The 23,610-nt window shown below is 47.4% G+C and carries 19 protein-coding genes; 6 read left to right on the top strand and 13 right to left on the bottom strand.

The genetic code is table 11. The features are described from left to right. Window positions 1-57: 57 nt before the first annotated feature. Both AC50Y5_RS03470 and AC50Y5_RS03465 read right to left on the bottom strand, forming a co-directional pair. On the bottom strand, window positions 58-5,796 hold the full coding sequence (locus tag AC50Y5_RS03470) for a family 43 glycosylhydrolase (RefSeq protein ID WP_494858439.1): 5,739 nt from the start codon (window positions 5,794-5,796) through the stop codon (window positions 58-60). A gap of 393 nt (window positions 5,797-6,189) precedes the next feature. Next, window positions 6,190-6,624, bottom strand: coding sequence for an Hsp20/alpha crystallin family protein (locus AC50Y5_RS03465; protein WP_056029191.1), 435 nt, complete (start codon window positions 6,622-6,624; stop codon window positions 6,190-6,192). 219 nt (window positions 6,625-6,843) lie between these two features. On the opposite strand from AC50Y5_RS03465, the gene AC50Y5_RS03460 reads away from it, so the two are divergent. The 6 genes from AC50Y5_RS03460 to AC50Y5_RS03435 all read left to right on the top strand — a co-directional run bounded on the left by AC50Y5_RS03460 (window position 6,844) and on the right by AC50Y5_RS03435 (window position 8,950). Continuing rightward, entirely contained in the window at window positions 6,844-7,083 is a 240-nt protein-coding gene (locus AC50Y5_RS03460) for a spore germination protein (RefSeq protein ID WP_056029193.1), read from the top strand. Then, the gene (locus AC50Y5_RS03455) at window positions 7,080-7,283 is read left to right on the top strand and encodes a spore germination protein GerPB (protein WP_046229874.1); all 204 of its coding nucleotides are present in this window, start codon (window positions 7,080-7,082) and stop codon (window positions 7,281-7,283) included. The genes AC50Y5_RS03460 and AC50Y5_RS03455 overlap by 4 nt, the downstream gene beginning before the upstream one ends. A gap of 18 nt (window positions 7,284-7,301) precedes the next feature. Then, window positions 7,302-7,961, top strand: a complete 660-nt coding sequence (gene gerPC / locus AC50Y5_RS03450; protein ID WP_056029197.1) for a spore germination protein GerPC — start codon at window positions 7,302-7,304, stop codon at window positions 7,959-7,961. Continuing rightward, window positions 7,954-8,169, top strand: a complete 216-nt coding sequence (locus AC50Y5_RS03445; RefSeq protein ID WP_056029200.1) for a spore germination protein GerPD — start codon at window positions 7,954-7,956, stop codon at window positions 8,167-8,169. Before gerPC ends, AC50Y5_RS03445 begins: the two co-directional genes overlap by 8 nt. After that, window positions 8,166-8,612: a spore germination protein GerPE gene (locus AC50Y5_RS03440; protein WP_056029203.1), complete on the top strand. Its 447-nt coding sequence runs from the start codon at window positions 8,166-8,168 to the stop codon at window positions 8,610-8,612. Before AC50Y5_RS03445 ends, AC50Y5_RS03440 begins: the two co-directional genes overlap by 4 nt. Window positions 8,613-8,857: 245 nt before the next feature. After that, window positions 8,858-8,950, top strand: coding sequence for a dihydroorotate dehydrogenase (locus AC50Y5_RS03435; protein WP_099521728.1), 93 nt, complete (start codon window positions 8,858-8,860; stop codon window positions 8,948-8,950). A 160-nt stretch (window positions 8,951-9,110) separates the two neighbouring features. Here the strand turns inward: AC50Y5_RS03435 and AC50Y5_RS03430 are convergent, their stop codons facing one another. The 11 genes from AC50Y5_RS03430 to AC50Y5_RS03380 form a co-directional block, all read right to left on the bottom strand. After that, a complete protein-coding gene (locus tag AC50Y5_RS03430; protein ID WP_056029208.1) occupies window positions 9,111-10,787 on the bottom strand; it encodes an extracellular solute-binding protein in 1,677 nt (558 codons plus the stop codon). 61 nt (window positions 10,788-10,848) lie between these two features. Then, window positions 10,849-12,270: a response regulator transcription factor gene (locus AC50Y5_RS03425; RefSeq protein WP_056029212.1), complete on the bottom strand. Its 1,422-nt coding sequence runs from the start codon at window positions 12,268-12,270 to the stop codon at window positions 10,849-10,851. Continuing rightward, a complete protein-coding gene (locus tag AC50Y5_RS03420) occupies window positions 12,263-14,017 on the bottom strand; it encodes a sensor histidine kinase (RefSeq protein WP_056029215.1) in 1,755 nt (584 codons plus the stop codon). Before AC50Y5_RS03420 ends, AC50Y5_RS03425 begins: the two co-directional genes overlap by 8 nt. Before the next feature lie 316 nt (window positions 14,018-14,333). Continuing rightward, the gene (locus AC50Y5_RS03415) at window positions 14,334-16,121 is read right to left on the bottom strand and encodes a type 2 periplasmic-binding domain-containing protein (protein ID WP_235533023.1); all 1,788 of its coding nucleotides are present in this window, start codon (window positions 16,119-16,121) and stop codon (window positions 14,334-14,336) included. 108 nt (window positions 16,122-16,229) lie between these two features. After that, window positions 16,230-17,129 (bottom strand): carbohydrate ABC transporter permease, encoded by a 900-nt coding sequence (locus AC50Y5_RS03410; protein WP_056029218.1) that lies wholly within the window; start codon window positions 17,127-17,129, stop codon window positions 16,230-16,232. Between the two features lie 27 nt (window positions 17,130-17,156). Further along, on the bottom strand, window positions 17,157-18,110 hold the full coding sequence (locus AC50Y5_RS03405; protein WP_177217903.1) for an ABC transporter permease: 954 nt from the start codon (window positions 18,108-18,110) through the stop codon (window positions 17,157-17,159). Between the two features lie 288 nt (window positions 18,111-18,398). Continuing rightward, complete coding sequence (locus AC50Y5_RS03400) at window positions 18,399-19,193, bottom strand: Cof-type HAD-IIB family hydrolase (protein WP_494858433.1); 795 nt, start codon at window positions 19,191-19,193, stop codon at window positions 18,399-18,401. 131 nt (window positions 19,194-19,324) lie between these two features. After that, the gene (locus tag AC50Y5_RS03395) at window positions 19,325-20,515 is read right to left on the bottom strand and encodes an MFS transporter (protein ID WP_494858431.1); all 1,191 of its coding nucleotides are present in this window, start codon (window positions 20,513-20,515) and stop codon (window positions 19,325-19,327) included. A gap of 185 nt (window positions 20,516-20,700) precedes the next feature. Next, entirely contained in the window at window positions 20,701-21,357 is a 657-nt protein-coding gene (gene pyrE, locus AC50Y5_RS03390; protein WP_494858429.1) for an orotate phosphoribosyltransferase, read from the bottom strand. 21 nt (window positions 21,358-21,378) lie between these two features. After that, entirely contained in the window at window positions 21,379-22,398 is a 1,020-nt protein-coding gene (locus tag AC50Y5_RS03385; protein ID WP_056029233.1) for a cysteine synthase family protein, read from the bottom strand. 4 nt (window positions 22,399-22,402) lie between these two features. After that, window positions 22,403-23,599 carry a M24 family metallopeptidase gene (locus tag AC50Y5_RS03380; protein ID WP_494858793.1) on the bottom strand — a complete coding sequence of 399 codons (1,197 nt, stop codon included), beginning with the start codon at window positions 23,597-23,599 and terminating at the stop codon, window positions 22,403-22,405. Between the last annotated feature and the right edge of the window lie 11 nt (window positions 23,600-23,610).

The following is a 23,610-nucleotide window of genomic DNA, read 5'->3' as shown; positions in this document are numbered from 1 at the left end:
TAGTAAGAAACCACATGCTGACACCGGCATGCCTACACACCCGAACAACTCCAAAAATTAGATTAAATCCGACTTCTGCAGCAGCAGCTGCACCATCTTGGCAACCTCGGCCCTTGTCACCTGCGCTTTCGGAGCAAGTATAGCTTCATTTCTACCAGTTACGATGCCCGCTTGTATGCTGTCCGCTATTCCGCTTTTCGCCCAGTCAGCCACCTCCGATGCATCGGTATAGGGCTTTAATAGCTCGCTCGCAGCTTGACTGGAAAGCTTCGCTTTCTGACCGGTCATGACCATCGCCTTTGCTAAAATCGTCATCGCCTGCTCGCGAGTAATTTTCTCTTTCGGCCGGAATGTGCCATCCTCGAATCCTTGGATAAGTCCGTAGGCTTGGGCAGTCATGACCGCGCTGCTGTACCAATCCTTCGCCAAAATGTCCGAGTATGGAGGTGTGCCGCTTTCCAGCTCCAATCCCAGTCCCCTTACAATGATTGCTGCGAATTCGGCCCGTGTGATGGCTGCACTTGGGTTAAACAAATTTTGGCCGATGCCATTAATGACCATTCTTGAGCCCATATCGTTGACGGCATCCTTTGCCCAATGATTTGCGACATCCTTGAACATTACGGGATGATAAATAATCGAGTAGGTGCTGTTCGACAAGCTGTTCAGCAACGCATAATACTTGCCGTCCACCTGAACGATTTTAGTTGGCACATGACGAACTATTCCATCAGGCTCTATTACAATGCCTGTTGTTATTTGGTCCGGATGAATACCCTCTGGAAGAGTAATTGTCCGCTGGACATAAGCATTGAACTTCGTCAGATGAATGACAGAATCTTTATTTATAAAACTAATTTTAAAATCAATTGGCGGTATGACTAGGTTAAATCCCTCCCGAGCAGCCGCATTCTCTACCACTTTTGCCATTTCCTCGGACGCTTCTGCAATTTCAAATTGCATCGTCGTATCTTGTAAATTGATCATGGCCCCCAGCTGACCGATTATCACGTTCCTTTCGATTTGCTGCACAGGCACAGTATAGGCTGCCCGATCGGTTTTGATCTCGATTACAGCTTTCTTCTCTCCTAAGCCTTTTAGCATTTGCGCATTCAACTGCCCGATAACGATGTCGGAGCCGTTATAAACGGGAATCGTAATGACCGCATTGTCCCCCAACGAAGCAAGCAGCTGCTTCAGCTTCTGCTCGTCAAACACAACCGTTGTAACGGTTTTCCCATTTTTATTTGTCACATCGGCAGTTCCAGTTCCGGCACTCACAACCTTGCCGTTGATTAGGATGTCGATACTGCTGCTTCCTGTCCCTGGTGTAGCTGCTGGTGCACCGCCACCGCTGCTTCCTCCGTTGTTTCCACCATTGCTGCCACCATTACTGCCTCCGTTGTTTTCGCCCGTTACCGTAATTTGCGTTACCGCTTTTTTCTCTTTGCCTCCGGCAACAGCAGTTAATGTCAGCGTCCCTAATCCAGCCGACAAGCCTTTAATGGTTACGGCAGCTTTGTTGCTGTCGCCTACGATGCTAATAGAACCGCTAGCCTCCCATTGATAAGCGGGGTTGGTTGCATCAGTTGGATCAAGCGCCGAGTTAACAGCCAATTGCTCATTCACTTTAAGGGTTTGTGCCCCATATGAAATGCTGACGGATTGCAGGGGAATGTTTTCCTCCGTTTCAAGAGCGGTGAATTTCCAATCATCCATATTAAAAAGATTGCTCTCGCCTTCTCCTTTGAACATCAAGAAAACATTGTGAACCCCTTTAACAGAACTTACATCTGTTTTTATCAGCTTCCAAGCTTGCTCCCCGCCTGTAGAAGCCGCATCAAGCGTACCTATAACCTCACCAATAGGACTATCTATACGAATCTCAATTTTCCCGCCTACGACTGAAGCAATATTGGCTTCGAATGACCCGGCCCCATCATTGCCGAAATCAACATTCGCAACCGCCAGCCAATCCCCGTTATGAATATTTGTGACATTCAGATTAGGGTTTGTGCTTTGGCTGCCTGGCGCTTCAAATATTTCTGTCAAAATGCCTGCTTGCCATGCAATTGTTTCTGCTTCCGTTCTTTGATAGGGATCGAGCGTTTTCAGTTGAGCGACACCTTCCATATCAGCTTGAATCTCTTTCATTCGTCCATTCTCATAAAATTCAACCTTATTAATATGAGTGGAACGATAGCCTTTTCCGTCCCCTATAGAAGCTTTGCTGACGGTCTGCGCATGGTAGGTAACATACCACTCTCCATTAAACTCGAAAATAGCATGATGGTTATTGCCGCCAACCCCGAAAAACGTATACGGATTTTTCAGAATTGGGGCGACATACGTAAACGGCCCCATAGGACTGTCGCTCACCATATAAGCAATTTCACCTGGAGGCGGTGTGCCTTCCGGATGAGTACCCGCAAAATTCGAACAATAGGAGTAATAATATTTTCCATTATACTTATGAATGCCGGAATCCTCGAACATGAAAGGCGCATCGATCGTAACCGCCGACCCTACTGTACTGATCAAATCATCACCCAGTTGAATTACTCTGGCGGTGTTGGGATGAGCCATTTGTTCTGCGGTCGAGTTAGGTTCACCAGGAATGCCCCCGCCAAAATACAAATAACCTTTGCCGTCGTCATCAACCAGTACTGCCGGGTCAAACAGCCAGACGACGCCGGGAACGCCAGGCTTATTTCCGGTTATCAACGCTTCTCCGAGCGGATCAATCCACGGTCCGAGCGGGCTGTCCGCAGTCAGCACGCCAATTCCTCCTGCACCATTAGCAAAATAAAGGAAGAACTTATCCTTGCCGTTTATTTGCTTATGAGCAGCTGCCGGCGCCCAAGAAAAAGTCGCCCAGTCCGCAATGCCGCCCGATCCCGCCACTGGAATTGCGCCATGATCCGTCCAGTTCACCATATCTGCCGAGGAAATCACATGTACTTTATTCAAATTAGCGAACGAATTATCTTTAATATTTCCGCTGCTATCATATTCGAAGGCGTCACTCGACATATAGATGTAAACTCTTCCATCAAAAACTAATGCATACGGATCAGCTCCCAGCTTGTGGCTCATCAGGGGATTGGAGTAGCCCGGGATTTTCGCGAGCGCTTTCGTATCTAACTGCTTTAATCCAATGCTCGCTACTGCATCATGAACGTTGTAAACGACATTTCCGCCTTCAACAGCAATGTAGTCTGTGCGAATGAAAACGGTACGATCAGATGGCACAAATCCATCGACCTTCAGCTTGATCGTCGCAAAAAGGTCGGAGGATGCGTTGGCGAACTTCACCTTGTCCCCAGATACATGCAGCTGAAGATGATGATCGTCATACGTATACGCCCCCTTTCCAGTCAGATTGTCAGCATTAAACGCAACATCGGTTACCGTTAAATAATCAGGGATGTTGAAGGACGCTGAAATCGACTTATACCCCTCATCCGGAAGCGCTTCCATCTTTACGGGTACGGAAAGCTCCATATTCTGAACGCCAATAACATCCGGCACATTTCCCAAATCTGCTTGCAGGACGGTTGCGGCTGAATCGGTTCCCGTCAGCTTGTCGGCTGCTCTAAAGTAATCAAAATCTACATATCCGCCTGTAGTCTTGGTAGCAAAATTAAACAATGCGAATCGATAGCCCATAAAATGATCAAGCTTATAGCTCAATTGAAGGGTATTTCCTATTGCTCGCCATTCAACGCCATTTAGACTATAGTAGAAATTGGCTTTATCGGTAAAATTCCTATAGTCAAATTCGACTTTTAAGTAGACTCTGTCCTGTGTGAGTGGAATACTTGCCAACTCTTCTGCTGTTCCTGAGCTTGCATTCACCATAACGAGGGATTTCAAATTCCCCTCCATTTTCACACCTACAATTCCATAGTCCTTCTGAAAAGCGGCGAGACCAGCAAAATCTCCATTTTTCATTTGGCTTATATCCATTGCCACTTTGCCGGAGCTTTCTGGCCCAAACGTTCGTTGGGTAAGCGTATTTCTAGCATTTTCGATGCTTGTGCTCTTCCTTCCGTTCGTAAGCCGCAAATAGCCTGGACGCTGTGTCAACGACCAATGATTTTGGTCCGGGTTATGGTTCCACTGCCATACTAAGGCAAGATTGGAGCCATTGTAGTCATATTCTCCGTCGTTTGTTTGGTCCACACCTTCGGCTGGAGTAACGTCAATGAGTGACACGTCATCCACATAAAAATTCATCAAATCCTTAACCGGATCTTGCTCAGCTGTCCAGGATGTTTCGATGAAAATAATCGGCTCATGAAGCTCGGCATCTGCCGGGATGGTGTAGGTGCCTGCAATCGTTCCCCATTCCCCTTTGTTTACCATAGCTGATCCCATCACCTTGATCGTTGTCCAATCTCCATCCTGCATTGCGATATTAAATTGCCTTCTAGCAGGAAGCGAGTCGTCACCTTCATATTTTACTTTTGCTAAAAATTTATAGGTGCCGCCAGCCTTTACTTTACTGGCAAGCCGTTGCTGAACCCCTGCCCCTGTAGCCTGTCTGCTGCTGACGTGCATGCTGTTGGAGCCGCTGTGATATACGCTGTCTGTTACCGTAACAATGGCCTGATCATGAGCTGTCCATGGGTCTTGACCTTCTTCAAAGCTGCCGTTGAGCAGAAGCTCTTGTCCTTCCTCTGCGGAAAGCTGTGCATCTAGGCCTGAAATTTGTTGCATAGCAGCCGCATTCGCTGATGAACGGCCTAATGCATTAAATTGTGAAGCTCCCACTCTCTCTGCGTTCTGGTAGAACTCATCGGAAGCTGCAAAATTGCTGTTCGCGCTTACTCCGCTTACAGGCATTTTAATGTTTTCCGGAATTGTACCGTTGACGCCGAACACCGGCCAATTATTTTCCCAAGCAACGGGTACCAGAAACGGTATTCGTCCTACTGCGCCGTGATCTCTGAACAACAGGCCATACCATTTGCCGTCTTTCGTGTCGACAATGCCACCCTGTGCAGTTCCTTCGCTTAATGCAAGTCTTCCCTCATATGTACCATCGATTGTTGAGGCGCGATGGACGATTTGAACACGAGGTGAATTTTTAGGCCATGCGATATTGAATACATAATAATATCCATTTATTTTTTGAATGTGAGAGCCCTCTGCAGGTAAACCTACGTTCTCTATTGTGCTTGCTACCAAGCTGGCGTCGGGGATAAGGATTTTGTTTAGACCGCCGACTTTAATCGCAGTCGCATCTGCGGTAAGCTCAATGATTTTAATATCCCCGCCGCCGTAAACCATGTACACACGCCCATCATCATCAAACAGCAACGACATATCATGAAAAACCCCGTCAAGCTCGGATCTGGTCCAAGGCCCTTTTTCAATATCGGCCGTTTGATAGATATAGGTTTTACCGGTACTGTATGAAGAAAATGCGACATAATAGCTGCCATTATAAAACCTTAAACTGCTGGCCCACGAGCCTTTGCTATAATCGCTCTTTCCATTTCGAAACGTCTGCTCGTCATTATCAGCCAAAATATCATACACATAATTGACGATTTCCCAGTGTACGAGATCAGTTGATTTCATAATTGGTACACCTGGATTCATATGCATAGTCGTACTGGACATGTAATAGACGTCGCCTACACGAATAACATCTGGATCTGGAACGTCAGCCCATAATAATGGATTTTGAAATGCAGCCTCTTCCTGCTGAGCGAATATGAAGGTGCTGGGCAATACGTTTAGCCATAATGTAAACGCTACCAATAATGCAAATGACTTTCTGAACATTTTTTCGTCTCCTCCTTCAAATGATCGTTTCTGTGTTTATCATAAAATAATCACCTTCACTAATCGATGTTTTTTTATTTTAAAAGTGAAAATTATTATTAATTTATTTCCATTTACCATTATTTGATTTAAAAAAAGAAATGAAAAATAGAGAGCAGCACAGTAGCTAATCCGCTCTCTTATCTCCTACATTTTCGAATGGCCTAAGCAAGGTTGTCCCTTTTTTATATGTAATCGCTTTCAAATTTACTCTTTTATTATCGACTAAGTATCAGACAAAAAACAACGTTCATCTTTTTACATGGCCAGCATTCCTTTTCTTCTTGAGCTTCAGGCAGCGGGCAAGGAAAACTTGTTCAGCAAGGTTCAATCGTCTTGTATACTTCTTCCGCTCTACTCCTGCCACCGAATATCCGCCTCATAATACTTCCGCCCCACCGGCCGCTTGCGCAGCTTCACACGAAGCTCGCCGTCCTTCACAATTGCTCTGCATACGCGTGGGCGCACTCCAACAGGCAGCTTAATCATTTCCTTCCTATTGCCGGGCAGCCCTTCAACGCGCAGGCGGTCTTCCTTTACCCATAAACGAAGCTCTTCCGAGCGCACATGTGCGGGAAGCGGGTATTTGACGATGATAAATTGCTCGCTCTGGGAAAAAGAGTACGGCGAAGCTTGCTCCGCAATGGCTCCGGCAGCTTCAGGCAGCGCTTTGGTCATCATTTTGCGCACAAATTGCTCCACCCAGTCCGGCTCGCGCAGCACATCAAAGCCTTTAGGCAGCTTCTGCCCTTCTACCCAGCGTTCGAGCTCATCCCATTTAGAATCCATCGTTTACCTCCCACCTCCCGGCCTATCTCCACTATATGCGCCGCCCAGTTAGGCGGATACCTCTTTAGCTGCTTCTGCGGCAAAACAAAAGTAAAGGAGATATGGCTTTTCAGTATTTGCAAATATCGCTGTTCTCAACATATACCCAGCAGGGAACCTCTGGGCGAATGCCGCATACGATATTACAACCATACGCTTAGCAGCAAGGAGGTCTTTGCTATGCCCGCTATAGTCGGATTCGTAAAAATCGTTAGCGTCGGCTCCAGCTCCATCGTCCAGTTTGGCGACGCCGTGCAAATGTCGCCCTCCAGCACTTCCAAAACCTATGCTGGCTCAGGCTCCTTCCTTACCGGCAGTCTGACGAATTCAAACAACGCCGTAAGCGCCACGAATACGCTTGATCCAGACGTACAGGACAGCTCGCAAAATGAAGTTGCGAGCGGGGTCAATGTCGTATGAATTGGACCGTTCATCAGACGATTACGATTCATCAGCTCCGCGTGGACAGCGTTTCGAACAGCTCTGTCCTGCAAATTGGCAGCGCAGGCTCCATTCGCTCCTTGTCCCAGCTGTATAATACGGGCGGCTTCACGGGACCAGCCGCCCAGCTGGGGGGCGAAAATCCGCTTTCCTTCGTTCCGCTGCCCAATCCGACCTAAGGACAGGAGGTTTCAACGATGCAGCAGCAGCCGAATCAGCTGTCGCCATGGCAGGCCTGGTCGCTTGACGTCGCAAAGCAGCTCCAATGCCAGCAGGAAAGCATCACCGCGTTGGAGCAGCAGCTTGCGGCCATCTGCGAGCAGCTCAAAAAGCTTGAAGCGAAACCTACTTATAATGTGGAAAATTTGCAGTACCATTTTGACCAGTTGAAGGTAGAAAAGCTTGAAGGCACGCTCAATATCGGCATGACTCCACAGGGATCGCCGAATATGAATGGCGATATTGAGCAGATGGCCATATCCAAGCCGCTCGTCTATCCCGCTCCGCCTAATGATGCAGCTCAGCCAACAGATCCCTATGCTCCGATTCAAAATGATATGAATCAGTATATCGACAATGAAGGCGCACAGAAGCTGATGCAAATGGAAAAACAGTTTTGCATGCCGCTTGATCCCCATCACCGCAGACTCATTCTGTCCGATATCCGCAGCCAAATGCCTGCCCGCATCCAATATTACGCCAGGTCACTGCCCCGCCAGGATGGGGTTAGCGAGGAAACCGCTGCCCAGCAAAACCGAGCCGAGGTGTTCGCCAAAACCGCTCGCGATGCCGATGCGGCAATGCTTCAATATATGCAGCAATTACAGAATGGAGGCGTAAGGAAAGCCCATGATTAAATTTGTCGTACACAATGATTGCCTAAGCGTTGGTAAAGTTGACATACTTGGCATATCCAGCGCATCGCATTTTCAAATCGGCGATAGCGACTATGTTACGCTTTATTCCATTTTTGATACACCGCCTGAATCCGTAATCGTTGGTCCACTCGCACCTTTTCCAGAACCAGGTGGCGCCAGCAGCGCGGAAGGGGAAGGCTCGGAATGAGCTACCCGATTCGTACGGCTGAGGTTGGCGGTTTGACGATTATCAGCGCCTCGGGAGCGGCCATCGTCCAGCTCGGAGATCGCGGGCAATCGACGCCGAAGCTTCGTGCGCTTGCGCTGCAGCGGGAAATTGACCACACTCGGGCGGGCGATGTTTATTTTGAATCATATGATTTATTCACCCAGTCGTTTCCAATATTTGATGATTTTGATGGCCCAGCTAAAGACATCATCCATATTAAGCGTACCAATCATTGTCCGCGCATCGTAGTGGGCTGCGTTTATATTATTGCTATGGGCTCATCATCGAGCGTACAAGCGGGAAATGCGATGGAAACGATCGCCGAATCGCGGATTAAACATATTCGCCAGTTCAAGCGTCCTATTCCAGTACCAGGCATCGGCTGCCCGCTTCCTCCGGTCAAGCCTGCGCTGTATAGATGAATGGCAGCATAGTAAACAGCTGTGCTGTACGAAATACCCGCAAGGCAATATGCCCTTGCCAAGCTTCCGTTTTTTCAACTAGGCATTAGCTGAAATGCGAATGTGACGGTACAAACGTCCAATTTTTCCACACGCCTCCGGCATACATTAACCATGTGAACAAAAGCTTCACACTAACAAAACCATTCAGGAGGTTGTTAATAGTGGGATACCCTGTAGCAGGCGCTAACGTAGGTTGCGGTCCAATCGCGGGTGCCAACAGTTGTTGGACAAATACGGGCACAATTCTCGTTCTCTTTATTTTGCTAGTTATCATCTTGCGTACCTTCTGCTTCTAAGCTTATTCACACCATTGCACGTTAGCGCATATTGATATGGCTTGCTTTAAAGCCAGCTTCATTTAAGCAGAACTAGCAATAAAGGGGTAGGAGGATACAGACACGGCAATAACCGGCAGGGGGCATGGGGCCCTGCCGGTTATTGCCCGTGCATGGATAACTACTCCTCGGAAACACGCGCCGCAATCTCTTTCGTGATCTCATCCCCGCCCTGCAGGCGCCACTGCTTGACGAATTCATCAAAGCTGTCCAAGCTTTGGTCGCCAACAATGATTTTCAAATAGGTCTCGTTCTCCAGCTGCTCCAGTGCGGCCCATTTTGTGCCCATCGCTGGTGTTGCGCCGTAGAAAACGCTGTTTACTTTAATCATGGGTGTTTTTCGAATGACACCGACGCCATATTCGTAAGCTGCTGCGGGCTTCCATGCATCCAAATTTTTCTTCGGGTTCTGATGCTCGGTTTCCGTCATTTCATACAGCTGGTAAGAGTCAGGATCAAGCGTCGATGGGTCAAGCTTGCCTTCCAGCACGCCTTGCAACTTATCATAACGGTTGTCTACCGCATCCGAATAATCAAGCAGCAGGTCGAACGGATAATAATGGCGCAGCTGCACGCCGGACTGGGATGCATATTCATCCAGCCATTGGGTTTCCTGAATGTTCGGGTCTAGCCGCCGCTCCAGGCGGGTAAATACATTGAGCAGCTTAACGACCGCCTCAGGATGCTCATAGCCTTTACGCACAACGAGATAACGATCCGTTACCGGTGCGGTATGTGTCACATACTCCCCGTTCGCATCAACCGGAGCCGCATAAGCGCGCCACTCTGCTTTCGTATTCTGGGCTACTGCCTCTGATAGCGGCCAATAAGGCATCCACCACGGCCCAAAAAACATCCCTGCTCTGCCATCCACAATCGGCTCCTCCGACTCCCGATACAGCACAAACTGTTTGTCGATCAGCCCTTGCTTGTACCAATCGGCCAGCTGGCCGAGCGCAGCTTTGCTCTCCGGTGTAATCGAGCCGTATACAACATTGCCATCTGTATCCCTCGTCCAATTTTTCGGAAACGCATGGAACGAATGAAAAATAGAATCAAAGCCGCTTGGATTCGGCTTCTGCCCGAATACGACAATTTTGTCTCCGGCTATACCGACGGTATTCGCCTTTCCGTCGCCATCAGGGTCACGCTGTACGAAGGCTCGGGCGACCTCTTCAATATCGCGAAGCGTCTTCGGCGGCTCCAGCCCTAGACGATCCAGCCAATCCTGGCGCACCCATAGCAAGGTGACCGCATCCATCTCAATTGCCACATTGGGCAGGCCGTAAAGCTTGCCATCACGCGAAGCCTCCTCCAGCGCCTTGCCGCCAGATGAAGCATAAATATCGCGTACCAGCTTGGAGCTGTATGCCGCATACGTACCCGTTAAATCCTGAATCATGTCGTTGTCGATAAGCTTCCGCAGCTGGGCGCGGTCAACGACCATTGCATCCGGCATATCGTTGCTTGCAATGGCAAAGCTGATTTTTTGCTCAAAGGCATCGTCACCCTTCGCTTCCCAAGCATGAACCACCTTTATATTCGTCAATTGATCCAAGTAGCGGGAAATGGGGTTGTTGTCATTAGTGTCGCTGCCGGATAAGCGGGATTCGGGTATTTTGAACCCTACCCGAACGCTGACCCGCTCTGGCATGCTTCCATAAGCGAGTGGCTCCGCGCTGCTGTCTGCCCGTTCATCCCCTTGCAAGCCGCTCATCTGCGCTGGGCTATTATTGCCTGTACACGCGCCGGTCAGCAGCAGCACAGCCATTATAAGCAAAGCTACTCTCGCTTTCATTGCTCCCCCTCCATTTCCCCTTGGATTGCCGCCGTCTCAACCGCCGCTTGCTCTTTGTATGCTAATAATAACCGCCCATACGCACTCGCTCGGCACGGAACTCGCTAGGCAGGCTGCCTACCAGCTCGCGGAACAGCTTGCTGAAATATTTATCATCCTCAAAGCCTACAGCGCAAGCAATTTCGTAGACGGGCATTTCTGTCGTGAGCAGCAATTCTTTCGCACGCTCCATTCTTATGCCGCGAAGCATAACGCCAAAGGGCATCCCGGCAAAACGGGCAAAGCAGCCGCTAAAATAGCTCCGGCTCATTTTCACATAATCCGCCACATCAACCTGATTAAGCTTGCCGGCCGCTTCGCGGCGAATATAGACCGTTGCACGCAGCATGCACTGAAACACCTCTTTGGATAGCGACAGCGCAAGCATTCTGCGCTGGGCATAATCCGAGAAGCGGCGCAGCCAGCTTTTAAAGTCCTGCCAGCAACGCGAACGCCCTAGCTCCGCGCGAAGCCCTTCCGCCTCACTTGGGTGCATGAGCAGTGCGGCCCAGCTCTGGCATAAGCTTTGCCCCCATTGCATCAGCTGCTCCTCACTCGCCCGCAGCCCCTCCAAGCGGCTTATGAACGTTTCCCAAGCAGCGGGGTAAAGCGCCCAGCGCAAATCAGCCATATCAGCATCAAGCAGCAGAAGCTGAGCCTCCTGATCAGTGGATGCCGTAAACTGCTGAAGCTCGCCAAAGCTCATTTGAATTCTGTCATGCTGGCCGGACGCCTTATAAAACATCACGGCAGCAAAGCGATCCTCCAGCAAACGCTTCACATCAGCGAGTTCCTTTTCTTGCAGCCCCGTAACGACAGCATAATGAAATCGGCCCTTTAACAGCTGGGCCAGCTCCCGCTGCCATTCGGAATCTGGGGTAAGATGCGGCAGCGGGATCAGCCATAGCCCTTTCAGCTCTAGCAGCGTAAAATTTTTCAAGACAGGCAGCCGGCACAGCTCTTCTTTCCCTGCCCCTTCCTCTAGCGGATAACACACCAGCGCAGCATCCGCCTTCATCCGCTCCGCTGCGGAGCTCAGCTCCGCCCCCGAGCGAAAGCTGTTTTCCCATCGAAAGCGCTGAACGATTCTTTGCATCACTTCATCCGCTTTATCGGGCTCGAGCAGCGTCTTCACAATATAATCAATGGCCCCCAGCCGCAGCGCCTCCTGGACATAATCAAACTCATGATGGCAGGTCAGCACGACGCTGCGAATAGTGGGAAAGCGCTGCTTAATTTGCTCGATCAGCTCAAAGCCGGATAACTGCGGCATCGTTATATCGGTGAATACGAGATCAACCTCCGTATGCTCCAATAGCTCAAGCGCTGCTTTCCCATCCCCCGCCTCGCCAACGATCGAAATGCCGAACATTGACCAGTCGAACAACGAAATAAAGCCTTTGCGCACCAAGCGCTCATCATCGACTACAATCGCTTTAATCATCGAACTCCTCCTTCGCTTTACGTGGAATCACGATGGTCACTACCGTTCCTTGACCCAGCTCGCTCTCAATGCGAAACTGCATCTGCCCATTATAAAATTGCCGCAGCATTCGGTTCACATAGGACAGCCCAATGCCAAGCCCGCGCTTCGCCTTGCTGTCGTCACCAGACAGCAGCTTTGCAATCGTCTCCGGCTCAATGCCGGAGCCATTGTCCTCTACCCGCAGCAGCATCTCCGCGAGGCCGACAGGCTCAATTGTAATAACGATGCGCCCAGTACGGTCGCTCATCCCGTGGTAAATGGCATTTTCGACGAGCGGCTGCAGCAGAAAACGCGGAACCGCAACCTGCAGCACCTCATCGGCAACGTTGAGCTGAAATTCAAATTCATAATCATAACGAATGCGCTGCAGCTCCATATAATTCGTCATCGCTTCAATCTCTTCATCAACGGTTACGATCAAGCTTTGCTTGCCCAAATTATAATGCAGCACCTTGACGAGCAGCGTGACCAGCTTATCAATTTCCTTCTGCCCGTTCATCCGGGCCAGCCACTGTACCGTATTGAGCGTATTATGCAAAAAATGCGGATTAATCTGGCTCAGCAGCTTTTCAATTTCGAATTGTCCTTTTTGCTTTTCCTTGTTGGCAACCTCAGCAATCAAATCATTAATCGTCGTTTTCATATTTTGAAAATTATTAAGCACGAAGTCGAACTCCTCGACATTGGTAAAAGAAACCGGGCTTGTGCGATTTTCCGCCATGCGCACAATTTCTACATTGACCTTGCGCAGCGGCCGATAAATTTGCTTCCAAATGAACAGCGCCAGCAGCAGCGCAAAGACGAGTGTGGAGCAAGCCAGCACGAGCATTTTACCCAGCCAGGCATACATTTCGCTGTTAAAGGCCGATTTGCTGACGACGGCTATAAGCTGCCAGCCTTGGGCGCTTGGATAACGGAACAAATGATAATCCGCCACCTCCTTATGCAGCTCGGGAAAACCGGCATCTACCGCGTCCCGCACCTGCATCGGCATGCTCTCGTCCTCCATATACGTCATGCTGCCCTGCTCATTGACGAGCACATGTGTAACCTTCATACCGTAGGTCTGCTGCTGCAAAATACTGCGAAATAAATTGTAATTCGTTTCCAAATAAATATATAGCTTATGCTCGCCGCCTACCCGAACGATGCGCTGCTCGGAGAACACCATATTGCTGCTGGAGCTGTACTGCGTTGGATGCGGCCCATAATAATCCGCGCCATTATAATGAATAAACAAGGGCAGCGCTTCGCTGTCAAAGTTCGGATTCATTGCCAAATTGGAAAACAACACCGGGTTTTCTTCGCCTGGCATAATGTAAGCGGTCAAGCCCAAATAAGGGTTCGTGAAATTAACGAGATTGATTTTCTGATCAATGGCGGTCATCATTTGGGATTTGCGTGAAATTTGCCGCTCCTGCAAAAATTCAGAAACCTCATCTACGATTTGGCCATCGAGCGCAAATTGCTTGGAGGCAAAGTCAAGATTATTGATAGCGTTTTCAAGATTTACCGCCTCTTGGCCCAGGCTGGCGCTAATTCCGCTTTGAATTTTGTTGGAGAAGATCGCATAGATGGAGGAATACGTCAGAAAGCCGACCAGAACGAGCGGCAGCAGGCAGCCCAGCATCACATAAAAAATTAAGGTGCGCCGCAAGGAACGGGCCGCAAAGCGGTTGTGAAGCACCGGCTGTTGTGCTGACATCGCGGGCTGATCCCTCTCTTTCGGACATGTCGCTGACAGTGCTATATTTTTACGTTCATTTACTATAGTTAGAAAATCTTGTTATTATCTTACGATTGGCTTGCCATTTATGCAAGGGGGGAATGGACGCTTTTCGCGATTTTCTTTGCCACCGGATTTAGTCGTGGTCCCATTCAATCATGGAGCGTTCAAGCCCGAGTTTGCCGCAGGACGTAATTAGCCCCGCCAGTTGGCGGGGCTATGAGCTATTCAACAATGAGATCCTAAAACCTTTAGATTCTATGCTGCTATTGCCTACTGCTTATTACCCTATTGCCTACTGCTTGCGATAGCCGAATACTTTCTTATTTTGCTCAACGTTCCACGCCAGCACGTCATCATAGCCAAGGCCTTTCGCCTTATCGAGCATTTCCTGGCGCAGCTTATTGAATTCAGCTTCATTTTTCGCAAAAATCATTTTCCACGAAAATTGCTTGATTACCTGTGCCACTTGGCCGCGCTTCTGCTCCAGCTCATCGCTGATGACGGAAGGCGGTGTGCCAGTGAACAGCGGACGCATGATGGCAAGCTGATTATTTTTCTCCAAATAATCCTTAGCCGTCAGAGCGCCGCCCATCGCAGCTCTCCAGTCTTGATCAAGCTTCGTTGGCGATTTCTCAAGCGTTGACTGCCATAGATTATAATCGTAAGGCTCGCCATTGTCGGGATTAATATTCGTATTTTTGAAAGTAGAATTGTTCAGCTGGCTCATGCCATCCTTCCACGTACCGCCGCCAAACTCCTCTGGTACTGCTGTATCATTTGCTGGCAGAGCCTGCTCGCCGAATGCAGTCAGAACCGGCTTGCCATCCTTCAGCTCCCAGTTAAGACCTTCTGGTCCATTAGAGGAAATCATATTGCCTTCTGGGCTGTACAACCAATCGATGAGCTCCAGAACGCGATCGGGGTGCTTCGTTTTTGAGCCAATCGCCCAAACGCGGTTGCCTCCATAGGGGTCATAGCCATAAGAGAACGTCCGCTCATCCTTGAACGGAACGAGTGCAAAGCCTTTTCCTGCTGCCATATGCTCAGCGGTATTGTACGTATCATCGAGCCATGGGAAGAAGGTGAACAGCAGCTGGCCGTCCTTCATTTTGTTCACAACATCCTCAAACTTCTGCGTCATGGAATCTGGGTCAACAAGTCCCATTTGATTGGCGTCAAAATAAAGCTTGAGTCCGCGCATATAATAGCCATCTTCATCCAGCACGCCTTGATATTCGTCCTTGTCGGCCGAAACGAGCGAGAAGCCGCCAGGATTAAAGCCGTCGCCTTCGTCAAAGCCGTGAATGCCTGCCCATGCTTTCGTCAGCACCATCATATTGCCATCCCAATCCGCCCACATCGAGAATGCATAAGTTGGTCGCCCGGATTCGCTTTTCGGCTCCAGCTCCTGCATTTGCTTGAGCACGGGCAAATAATCTTCCATCGAATTGATTTCCGGTCTGCCCAGCTTCTCATACAAGTCCCAGCGCAAATTCGGGTTGTAGGTCAAATCCTTCGCCTCGGATGGGCCCGGCTTGTCGTCGCCAACATCAAAGCCGATGCCGTAGACGCTGGAACCGCCGCCAAAGTTCGCTTTATTTTTCTCAATCGCCTTCGGAGCGTATTTCAAAATATTTTGGCCCTTGCTGTCCAGCAAACCATCCTTCGTCCAATCCACCAGCATGCCTGCTTTGATTGAATCCAAATACTTCTGGCCATCATCGCCGAAAATAACTAAATCGCCAAGATTGCCTGCCGCCATCATCGTGGCGAATTTGACGTCGCCGCCGCCTTCGAGGTTCGAAGCAATAATGTTCAAATTAATATTGAATTTATCTTTAATGACTTTGGCAAACCAGCCCGTCTGTTCGCCCGAGAAATTGGACAGCATCGAGAACACATCAAGCGTAATTTCTTCTTGCTGGCTGCTGCCTGCCGTCTCGGTTGCTCCTCCAGCTGATGGTGCCGTGCTGGCCGTATTGCCTGGCCCATTGTTCGTGTTCGATGTACAAGCTGCTGTCGATACGATCAGCATCGCCGCCAGTAACAGCAAGGAAAATGTTTTACGAAATGATTTCAATGCAGTTGCCTCCCTTTTTTTTCATGCTTATGCTTGACCTCCGACTTCGGCAGGCCACCCCCTTTCAATGAGATCACTCCTGGGGTAAAATACATTCCCGACCCGCTCTTAGCCTTTAACAGCGCCAATCATAATGCCTTTGACAAAATACCGCTGGAAAAACGGATATACGAACAAAATCGGAAGGACGACAATCATCGAAACCGTCGTTCGAATGGACGTCGCGGTCTGCTTGTTCGTCAGGTCGATATTGCCTACCGCGCCTTGGGAATTGCGAATAATCGCGGCGAGCGAGGTCGACTCGTTCAAATACTTGTACAGTACAAATTGCAGCGTAAACAGCTTGCTGTTCGTCATAAGGAATACGGTATCGATAAAGGAGTTCCACTGGCTGACCGCCGAAAAAATCGCGATGGTCGCTGCAATCGGCGTAATGAGCGGCATAATGATTTTGCTGAAAATAACGATATAGCCTGCCCCATCCATTTCCGCCGACTCCTCCAGCACATCCGGTATCGATTCCACGAACGTTTTGACGAGAATGACATAAAACGGCGAGACGACTGCAGGCAAAATATACGCCCAAAAGTTGTTCGTCATATTCAGCTTCATCATAATGATGTACCACGGAATGATGCCCGCATTAAAATACATTGTGATGATGACAAAACGGTACCAGAAGCTTCTGGCCCACATTTTGCGCTTCGTAAATAAATAACCGAGAAAGGCCGAAGCCGCGACGGTGAGCAGCGTGCCAATAATCGTTCTGCCGCCCGATACAAGTGCCGCCTGCGCCAAGCCCTTTAATTGCAGCACCTGAATATAATTGTCAAAATGAATCATTTTCGGGTACAGGGTAACCAGTCCCCTGGCGCTAAGATCGTTGCTGCTGATCGTATTAATAAACAGGTAATAAAAGGGAAACAGGCAAAGCAGCGTAAACAAGGTGAAAAATCCATAGTTGCAAATATGGAACAACCAGTCCCCAAGCCGGCGTTGCGTATGCATGCGCCTCCTCCTTTCCTCTTGTTCAAATTAGATGATCGATTCCCCGCGGACGATTTTGGACAGCTGATTAGCGAAGAACAGCAATACAATGCTTATAATCGATTTGAGCATGCTGATCGCCGTTGCAAACGAGAAGTTGAAGCCGAGCATTCCCGTGTTGTACACGTACAGGTCAAGCACCTCGATATGATCTTTGTTAATCGCATTTTGGAAGACGAAAAATTGCTCCATGCCGTTGTTAATGAAATTAGCGATGGAAAGCAGCAGCAGTACAAAGTACGTCGGCATCAGCCCCGGAACGGTAATATGCCAGATCATCCGGAAACGGCCCGCACCATCTACCTTTGCCGCATCATATTGCTCCTGGTCAATGGAGGAAATGGCTGCGATATACATAATGGCTCCCCAGCCCAGCCCTTTCCACAAGCCCCACAGCGTCATCGCCAGCCAAGTGTGGTCGTCCTGCGCCAAATAGTTAATGCCCATTTCCTGAAAACCTAGGGCAATCATCCATTTATTGACGACGCCGCTATCTACCGAAAACATCATGAAGGCTATCGAATAAACAAGCACCCAGCTGATGAAATTGGGCAGCGTCGTGAGCACCTGTACCGTTTTCTTATACCAGGTTGTACGAATTTCAGTGAGCATAATAGCAAAAATAACGGGGAACACCGACGTTAAAATGCCGAGTGTACTCATCGCAAGCGTATTGCGCATCACCCGCATGACCTCTTGCGTCTGGGTCGGGTTGGAGAAAATCGCCTTAAACCATTGCAGGCCGACGAACGGCGTCTCCGATAACGGAAAACCTGGCCGATAATTGTAGAAGGAATATAACCAGCCGTATAGCGGAAAGTAGCTAAACAATAAAATCAGCACGAGGAACGGAGAGGCAAATAAAAATAAACGGAATTTGTCCGGTATCAAGCTGCCGCTTCGCCGAGACATCGAGCTTTGCGGACGGATAGCCGCCTTCATGTAATCCCTCCTGTAAAGATGTCGCAACCGCATGCCAGGCTTCCCGCTTCGAGTAAGCGCTTACTCGAAAATGAATCCACCAGTACCCAGCGGTTGATCTTGCCTTTAGTTTAGCGTGAATAGCACTTCAGCAGAGAGTGACAGCTGTTTCAGCTCGAGAGAAAGTCGTTTGGGATATTTGCACGAAATTCCCCCTGCAGTGAACCAAATTCTTACCTTTTCCTACCTGGCCTGCCGACAAAATAAAAAACCACATGGCGTTTTACACTCCCATGTGGCTTGAAAATTTTAAAAACAATATTTTTGCAAGGCGTGGTACACACCATCCTCATTATTTGACAACGTAATATCGTCTGCCAAAAGCTTTAACTCTTCCGGAGAATTATCCATCGCGATACCAAGCCCAGCAGATTCTAGCATCGTTATATCATTATAGTAGTTTCCAATCGCTAAAATTTCCTCTTTCTTTATCCCCCTCAGCTCGGCTAAGTTTTTCAAGGCATTACCCTTATCAGCTTGAATATTCAAAACATCTATAAAGGTATCCGCCGATCTTGTAATATTGAGCTCCTGGCTCAACAGGCTTAAATCAATTTGCAATTGATTTAATTGCTCACTTGTACCGATACAAGTGAATTTTATTAACGGATCTGCCAGACGATCAAATTGCGGGAGCGTTCTAGGATGAATATAAAAACTGGCGTATATATCGCCTATTTCTTTACTCATCTGCTCTACTTTATCTACATAAAGATCAAACGGCGTATTAATATCAAAATGAATTTGGTGTTTTCGGCAATAGCTCATAAAGCTTTCAAGCTGCGGGGCATTTATCGCATATTGATTAATAATTTGATTACTTCCAAAATCAATCGTAATCGCTCCATTGAACGTGATGCCCACACCATTTATGCCAATGATGTCCGTATAAAATTTTGTGCTTGTCGGCCCTCTGCCGGTACATAATACGACTTCTGAGCCTGACGAGGAAAGCTCCTTAATGATGTTTATACTTTTTTCAGAAATCATATGATGATCATTTAATAAGGTGCCGTCCATATCAATTGCGATTAACTTATACATGGCTGAAAAATTCCCTCCAGTTAGTCCTTATTTCCATTGTGCACATCTCTGGCTTGCCAATGCGCCCTCGAGCTTCCATTTGCGCTTGACTATTATATATAAAAATTTCATAAATTTCCACTATTATTAAATCAGCCTGCATACTTCTCCTTTACCTCCGTCTTGGAGGGGATGCTGCCTGAATCCACTTGTTTTCTTAAAGCGAAAAAGCCAATCAAAGCGATAAACACGGAACATGCAGCAAACACATACATATAATTCCCGCCGTAATTTTGCTGAACCGCACCGCCTATGGACCCTCCCAAAATGCCTGATACGCCTAAAAAAATCATAGCCAGCAGCGATTGGGATGTTGTTCTAAATGCTTTAGGCACCACTAAAACCATATAATTTACGGCTGATGCCCAAAATAGGCTGTAGGTTATCGCTTGAAACAACTGCAACGCTAAAATGATATAAGGCTCGGTCGTATACACATAACAAACCCATCGAATGATATAAAATAAAGACGCCACAATGATCAACTTTAAGGGATGGAACCTTTTCAATAGTTTAGCCGACATATAAAAACCTATGATCTCGCTCAAGCCAATGATGGCCCAAGCCCATGAAATCATAGAATCACTTGCGCCGATTTCTTTAAAGTATATGGAGAATAAAGCATCATTCATTCGGTGGGGCACCGCTAAAAACAATAAAAAAATCAAAAAGACAAATATTTTTTTATTGCCTATTAACTGTACGAGGTCTTTCCAATGAAATCGGCTGCTCTCCTGTCCGTCTACTTCATTTAAATTAAATAATATAACGATGGCGGCAAGCCAAATAGGAAAATAGATTTTAATTAATGCGTCTAATCCTCCGATACGTTCAAAATAAGCGCCAAGAAATACAGCGACCATACAAAAGCCGATAGAGCCCCACAATCGGATCGTACTGTATGTACTTTTGAATTTTTCAGCCATTTTCACAGTCAGCGTATCTACCAATGGAATGGCGGAAAGGAAAAACATAAATAAAGAAACGACAAAAACAACCGACAACAGCTTGCTGCTTATATAAAACAAACCAACTGCACTTATTCCTGTCAAGCCCCATAAAAGCAATAAAATCCGTTTTACTGCATGCCATTTATCACTAATGTAACCTACAATGGGCTGAAGAAAAATTGCAAAGAAAGGGCCTACCATAAGCAGCAGCCCAATTTGAGCGATGCTAAAGCCTCTCTCTGAAAGCAGTAACGGAAGATAAGGAAGCAAAATTGCGAAGGTCGAAAAAACTAAAAAATTTAAAGCTTTAATTTGCATCATTACTCTACCCATTGTCAACCTCTATCCTATGCTAGTTTGTCTTACTGCACAAGCGCAAACGGCTTTGCCGTCCTCTGGCGGCAAAGCTTTCGTTTCGAGAGTGGAATATAGAGAAAGGATAACGAAATGATATACTTTCCTATATTTAAAAAAAGAAGCCAATTTTAGGCTGAAATGACTTCTTTTCATTTAATTCCTTATTTCCCATACACATTTAGATATTCCTTAATTTTTGTCACATGCTGCTCTTTATCGGCAGCATCGGACATGTAGGCTACAACATCTGTTATACGAGCTACGACGTATATGTTCACATTATAGGCTTTGCTTGCTTCCTCCAATGCGGATAATGCCGTTTCGGAGCCTTTTTCTTCTCTATCCAACGCAACTAGAAATGCCGTTAATTGGCCTCCCTCGCTTTCGACGAGCTGCTTCGTCTCTTTAATCGTTCTGCCTGATGTAAGCACATCATCGACCGCAAGAATTTTTTTGCCAGCAAGGGATGCGCCAATGATATTTCCGCCCTCGCCGTATTGCTTCTGCAGCTTGCGATTGAAGGCGAAACCAACATTAATGGCATCGTTATTATGCAAGGTCAGTGCTGTAGTTAACGCTATCGGTATACCTTTGTAGGCGGGCCCAAAAATAATATCGAATGGTATCTGTTCCTTCACAATCGTATCTGCATAGAAGCTTCCCAGCCGCGCTAACATCGCAGAATCATTGAAGGAACCAAAATTAAAAAAGTATGGGCTTAATCTTCCCGATTTCAATGTGAATTCACCAAATTTAATGATGCCATCATCGACTATAAACTTTGCAAATTCCTTACTAATATCTCGCAGCTCATTCACCTTCCATCTCTAAATTAACGTTTAGGATAAAACATTCGATTTCATTTGTAAGGAATCAAACGTTTTATTTTGAATCGTTTGCTGCAGCTCGGAGCGATCAAGCAGCGTTATATTTTTTTCAACAAGCCATTCGTCATCGTAAAACTGGTCCAAATAATTGATGCCCGTATCCGGGATAATCGCAACAGCAGCTTGTGAATCACTATTATTCAGCCAAGCCAAAGCCGCTACTACCGTCAAGCCGCCAGATCCCCCGATTAAAATACCATGATGTCGAGCAAGCAAACGACACATCGATATCGCTTCCTGGTCGCTGGCAATGCACACCTGATCCAGCACTGAAATATCTGTATTATCGCTTCTCCAGCTTAGTCCTACACCATTAATCAAATAAGGAGAAAATTTTTCTCGGAACACAGCCGAACCCGCTACATCGCAAGCAACAATTTTCACATCCGGCCGCTGCTCTTTCACATATTTCCCAATTCCGCACAGATGCCCGCCTGTGCTGACTGCGCCAATAATAGAATCTACCGGCAAATCCACGATTTCCAATGCGGTCGTTTGAGAATGATATTGCGGATTTTGCGGATTATCATATTGGTTTGTCCAGTAAGCATTAGGAAATTGTTGAAGCAGCTCCTGAACCCGGTTCAGCCTCGCTCGTTGAAAGCCGCCATCCGCTGCTGGTGAAGTGACCATGCTGATTTCTGCCCCATAAGCCTGGTACCACCTAAGCAAGCTTTCGCTTACTTTTGGATCAACAACAATAATGACCCGAAACCCATACACAGCCCCTAGCATAGCCAGAGATTTCCCAAGATTGCCTGAGGTAGATTCTACTAATATACTGTCATGATTTAATTTTCCTGAAGCAAGAGCCGATTTCACTAAGCCAAGAGCCGTTCGATCCTTGATGCTAAAATTGGGATTAAAATAATCCAGCTTTAAATATAGTCTTTTGCCCTTAGGAACTAAATCATCAGCTAGAGCTAGAACCGGCGTATTTCCGATGCATTCCGTAATATTGTTATATATCATTGCGTCACCCCACAATTTTAATTAAGCTATCACCCGTAGTCAGTATTTTATTGCCGCTCTGCAGCACGACGATAGGATCTTCTACATGCAAGGCTCCAAGACCAAATTCATAATAAGGGGTCTCTATGGAAAGAACCATTCCTTCTTCAATAACATCATCGCTTGCTGGGGATAAAATAGGCAGTTCGTACGGCTCTAGGCCAATTCCGTGTCCAACATGATGCCTTCTATAGCTTTCAAAGCCTGCTTCATGAACAGCATTCATCGTCAGATGGAACACATCCTTGCCCTTCATCCCCGGCTTAACCCTTTTTATCGCCTCTTGCTGCCCTTTATGCAGCGCATTATATTTCAAGTATTCGGCTTTAAGCTCCTTGTAGGCGAAAACTCTGGCAATATCCGCCCAATAACCATCACATACAATGTCGCAATCAAACCATAAAATATCGCCTGGCATTAGACGGTTGTCAGCACTAGGCTTTCTTTGCCCGCCAACAGCATGTCTGCCCACTTTAATCATCGGCAATGTAGCTATAGCCCCTTGCTCTGCAATCGAGCATGAAAAAATTTTGACAATTTCCTGTTCGTTAATGCCCTCATATAGCTGATCAATAACGGTTTTAATCGCGTTCTCGATACAAATAGACGAATAAGCAAGCGCCTCTATTTCAAAGCTCGTTTTAACCGCCCTAACGCTTCGGATCACCGCCGAGCATTCAACCCATTCAACCTGCGGGAGCTTGCTTTTAATCATCGACAAGCGGCTTCCTCTCATGCCATCCTCATCAATCCCTACTCGTTCACTCGCGAGATTAAGCTTATGGATTAACGCAACAAGACCCTCTTCGGCATTTGAATTTCCATTATCATGATTTGATAAATCGTTCAAGCGCTGCTCGTCTTCCGTTAATGGGGTGTCTGCTGTATATTCCCGATAAAAGGTACCATAGGTTATGACTTCTCCAATGGGGACTCTCGCATCTAAAATCTGGTCAATCTCACCAACGGAATGCACAATATGAACCTTATCGGGAGCACAGCTTGTAATGACTGCGAAGCATTGTCCAAAATAAGGGTTCAACGTTTTGACTACAGGCTCAAATCCTGTAAAATATTTTATATTTTCTTTGGTAGCCGCAACAATGGCCGACAGATTATGCTCTTTCATTTTTGATAATAATCGCTCCGTATTAAACAGCATCATTCACCTCA

Source organism: Paenibacillus sp. JT22N7 (assembly GCF_059383875.1).
The sequence above is the reverse complement of the archived record's forward strand: the minus strand, read 5'-3'. Positions and strand labels throughout refer to the sequence as shown.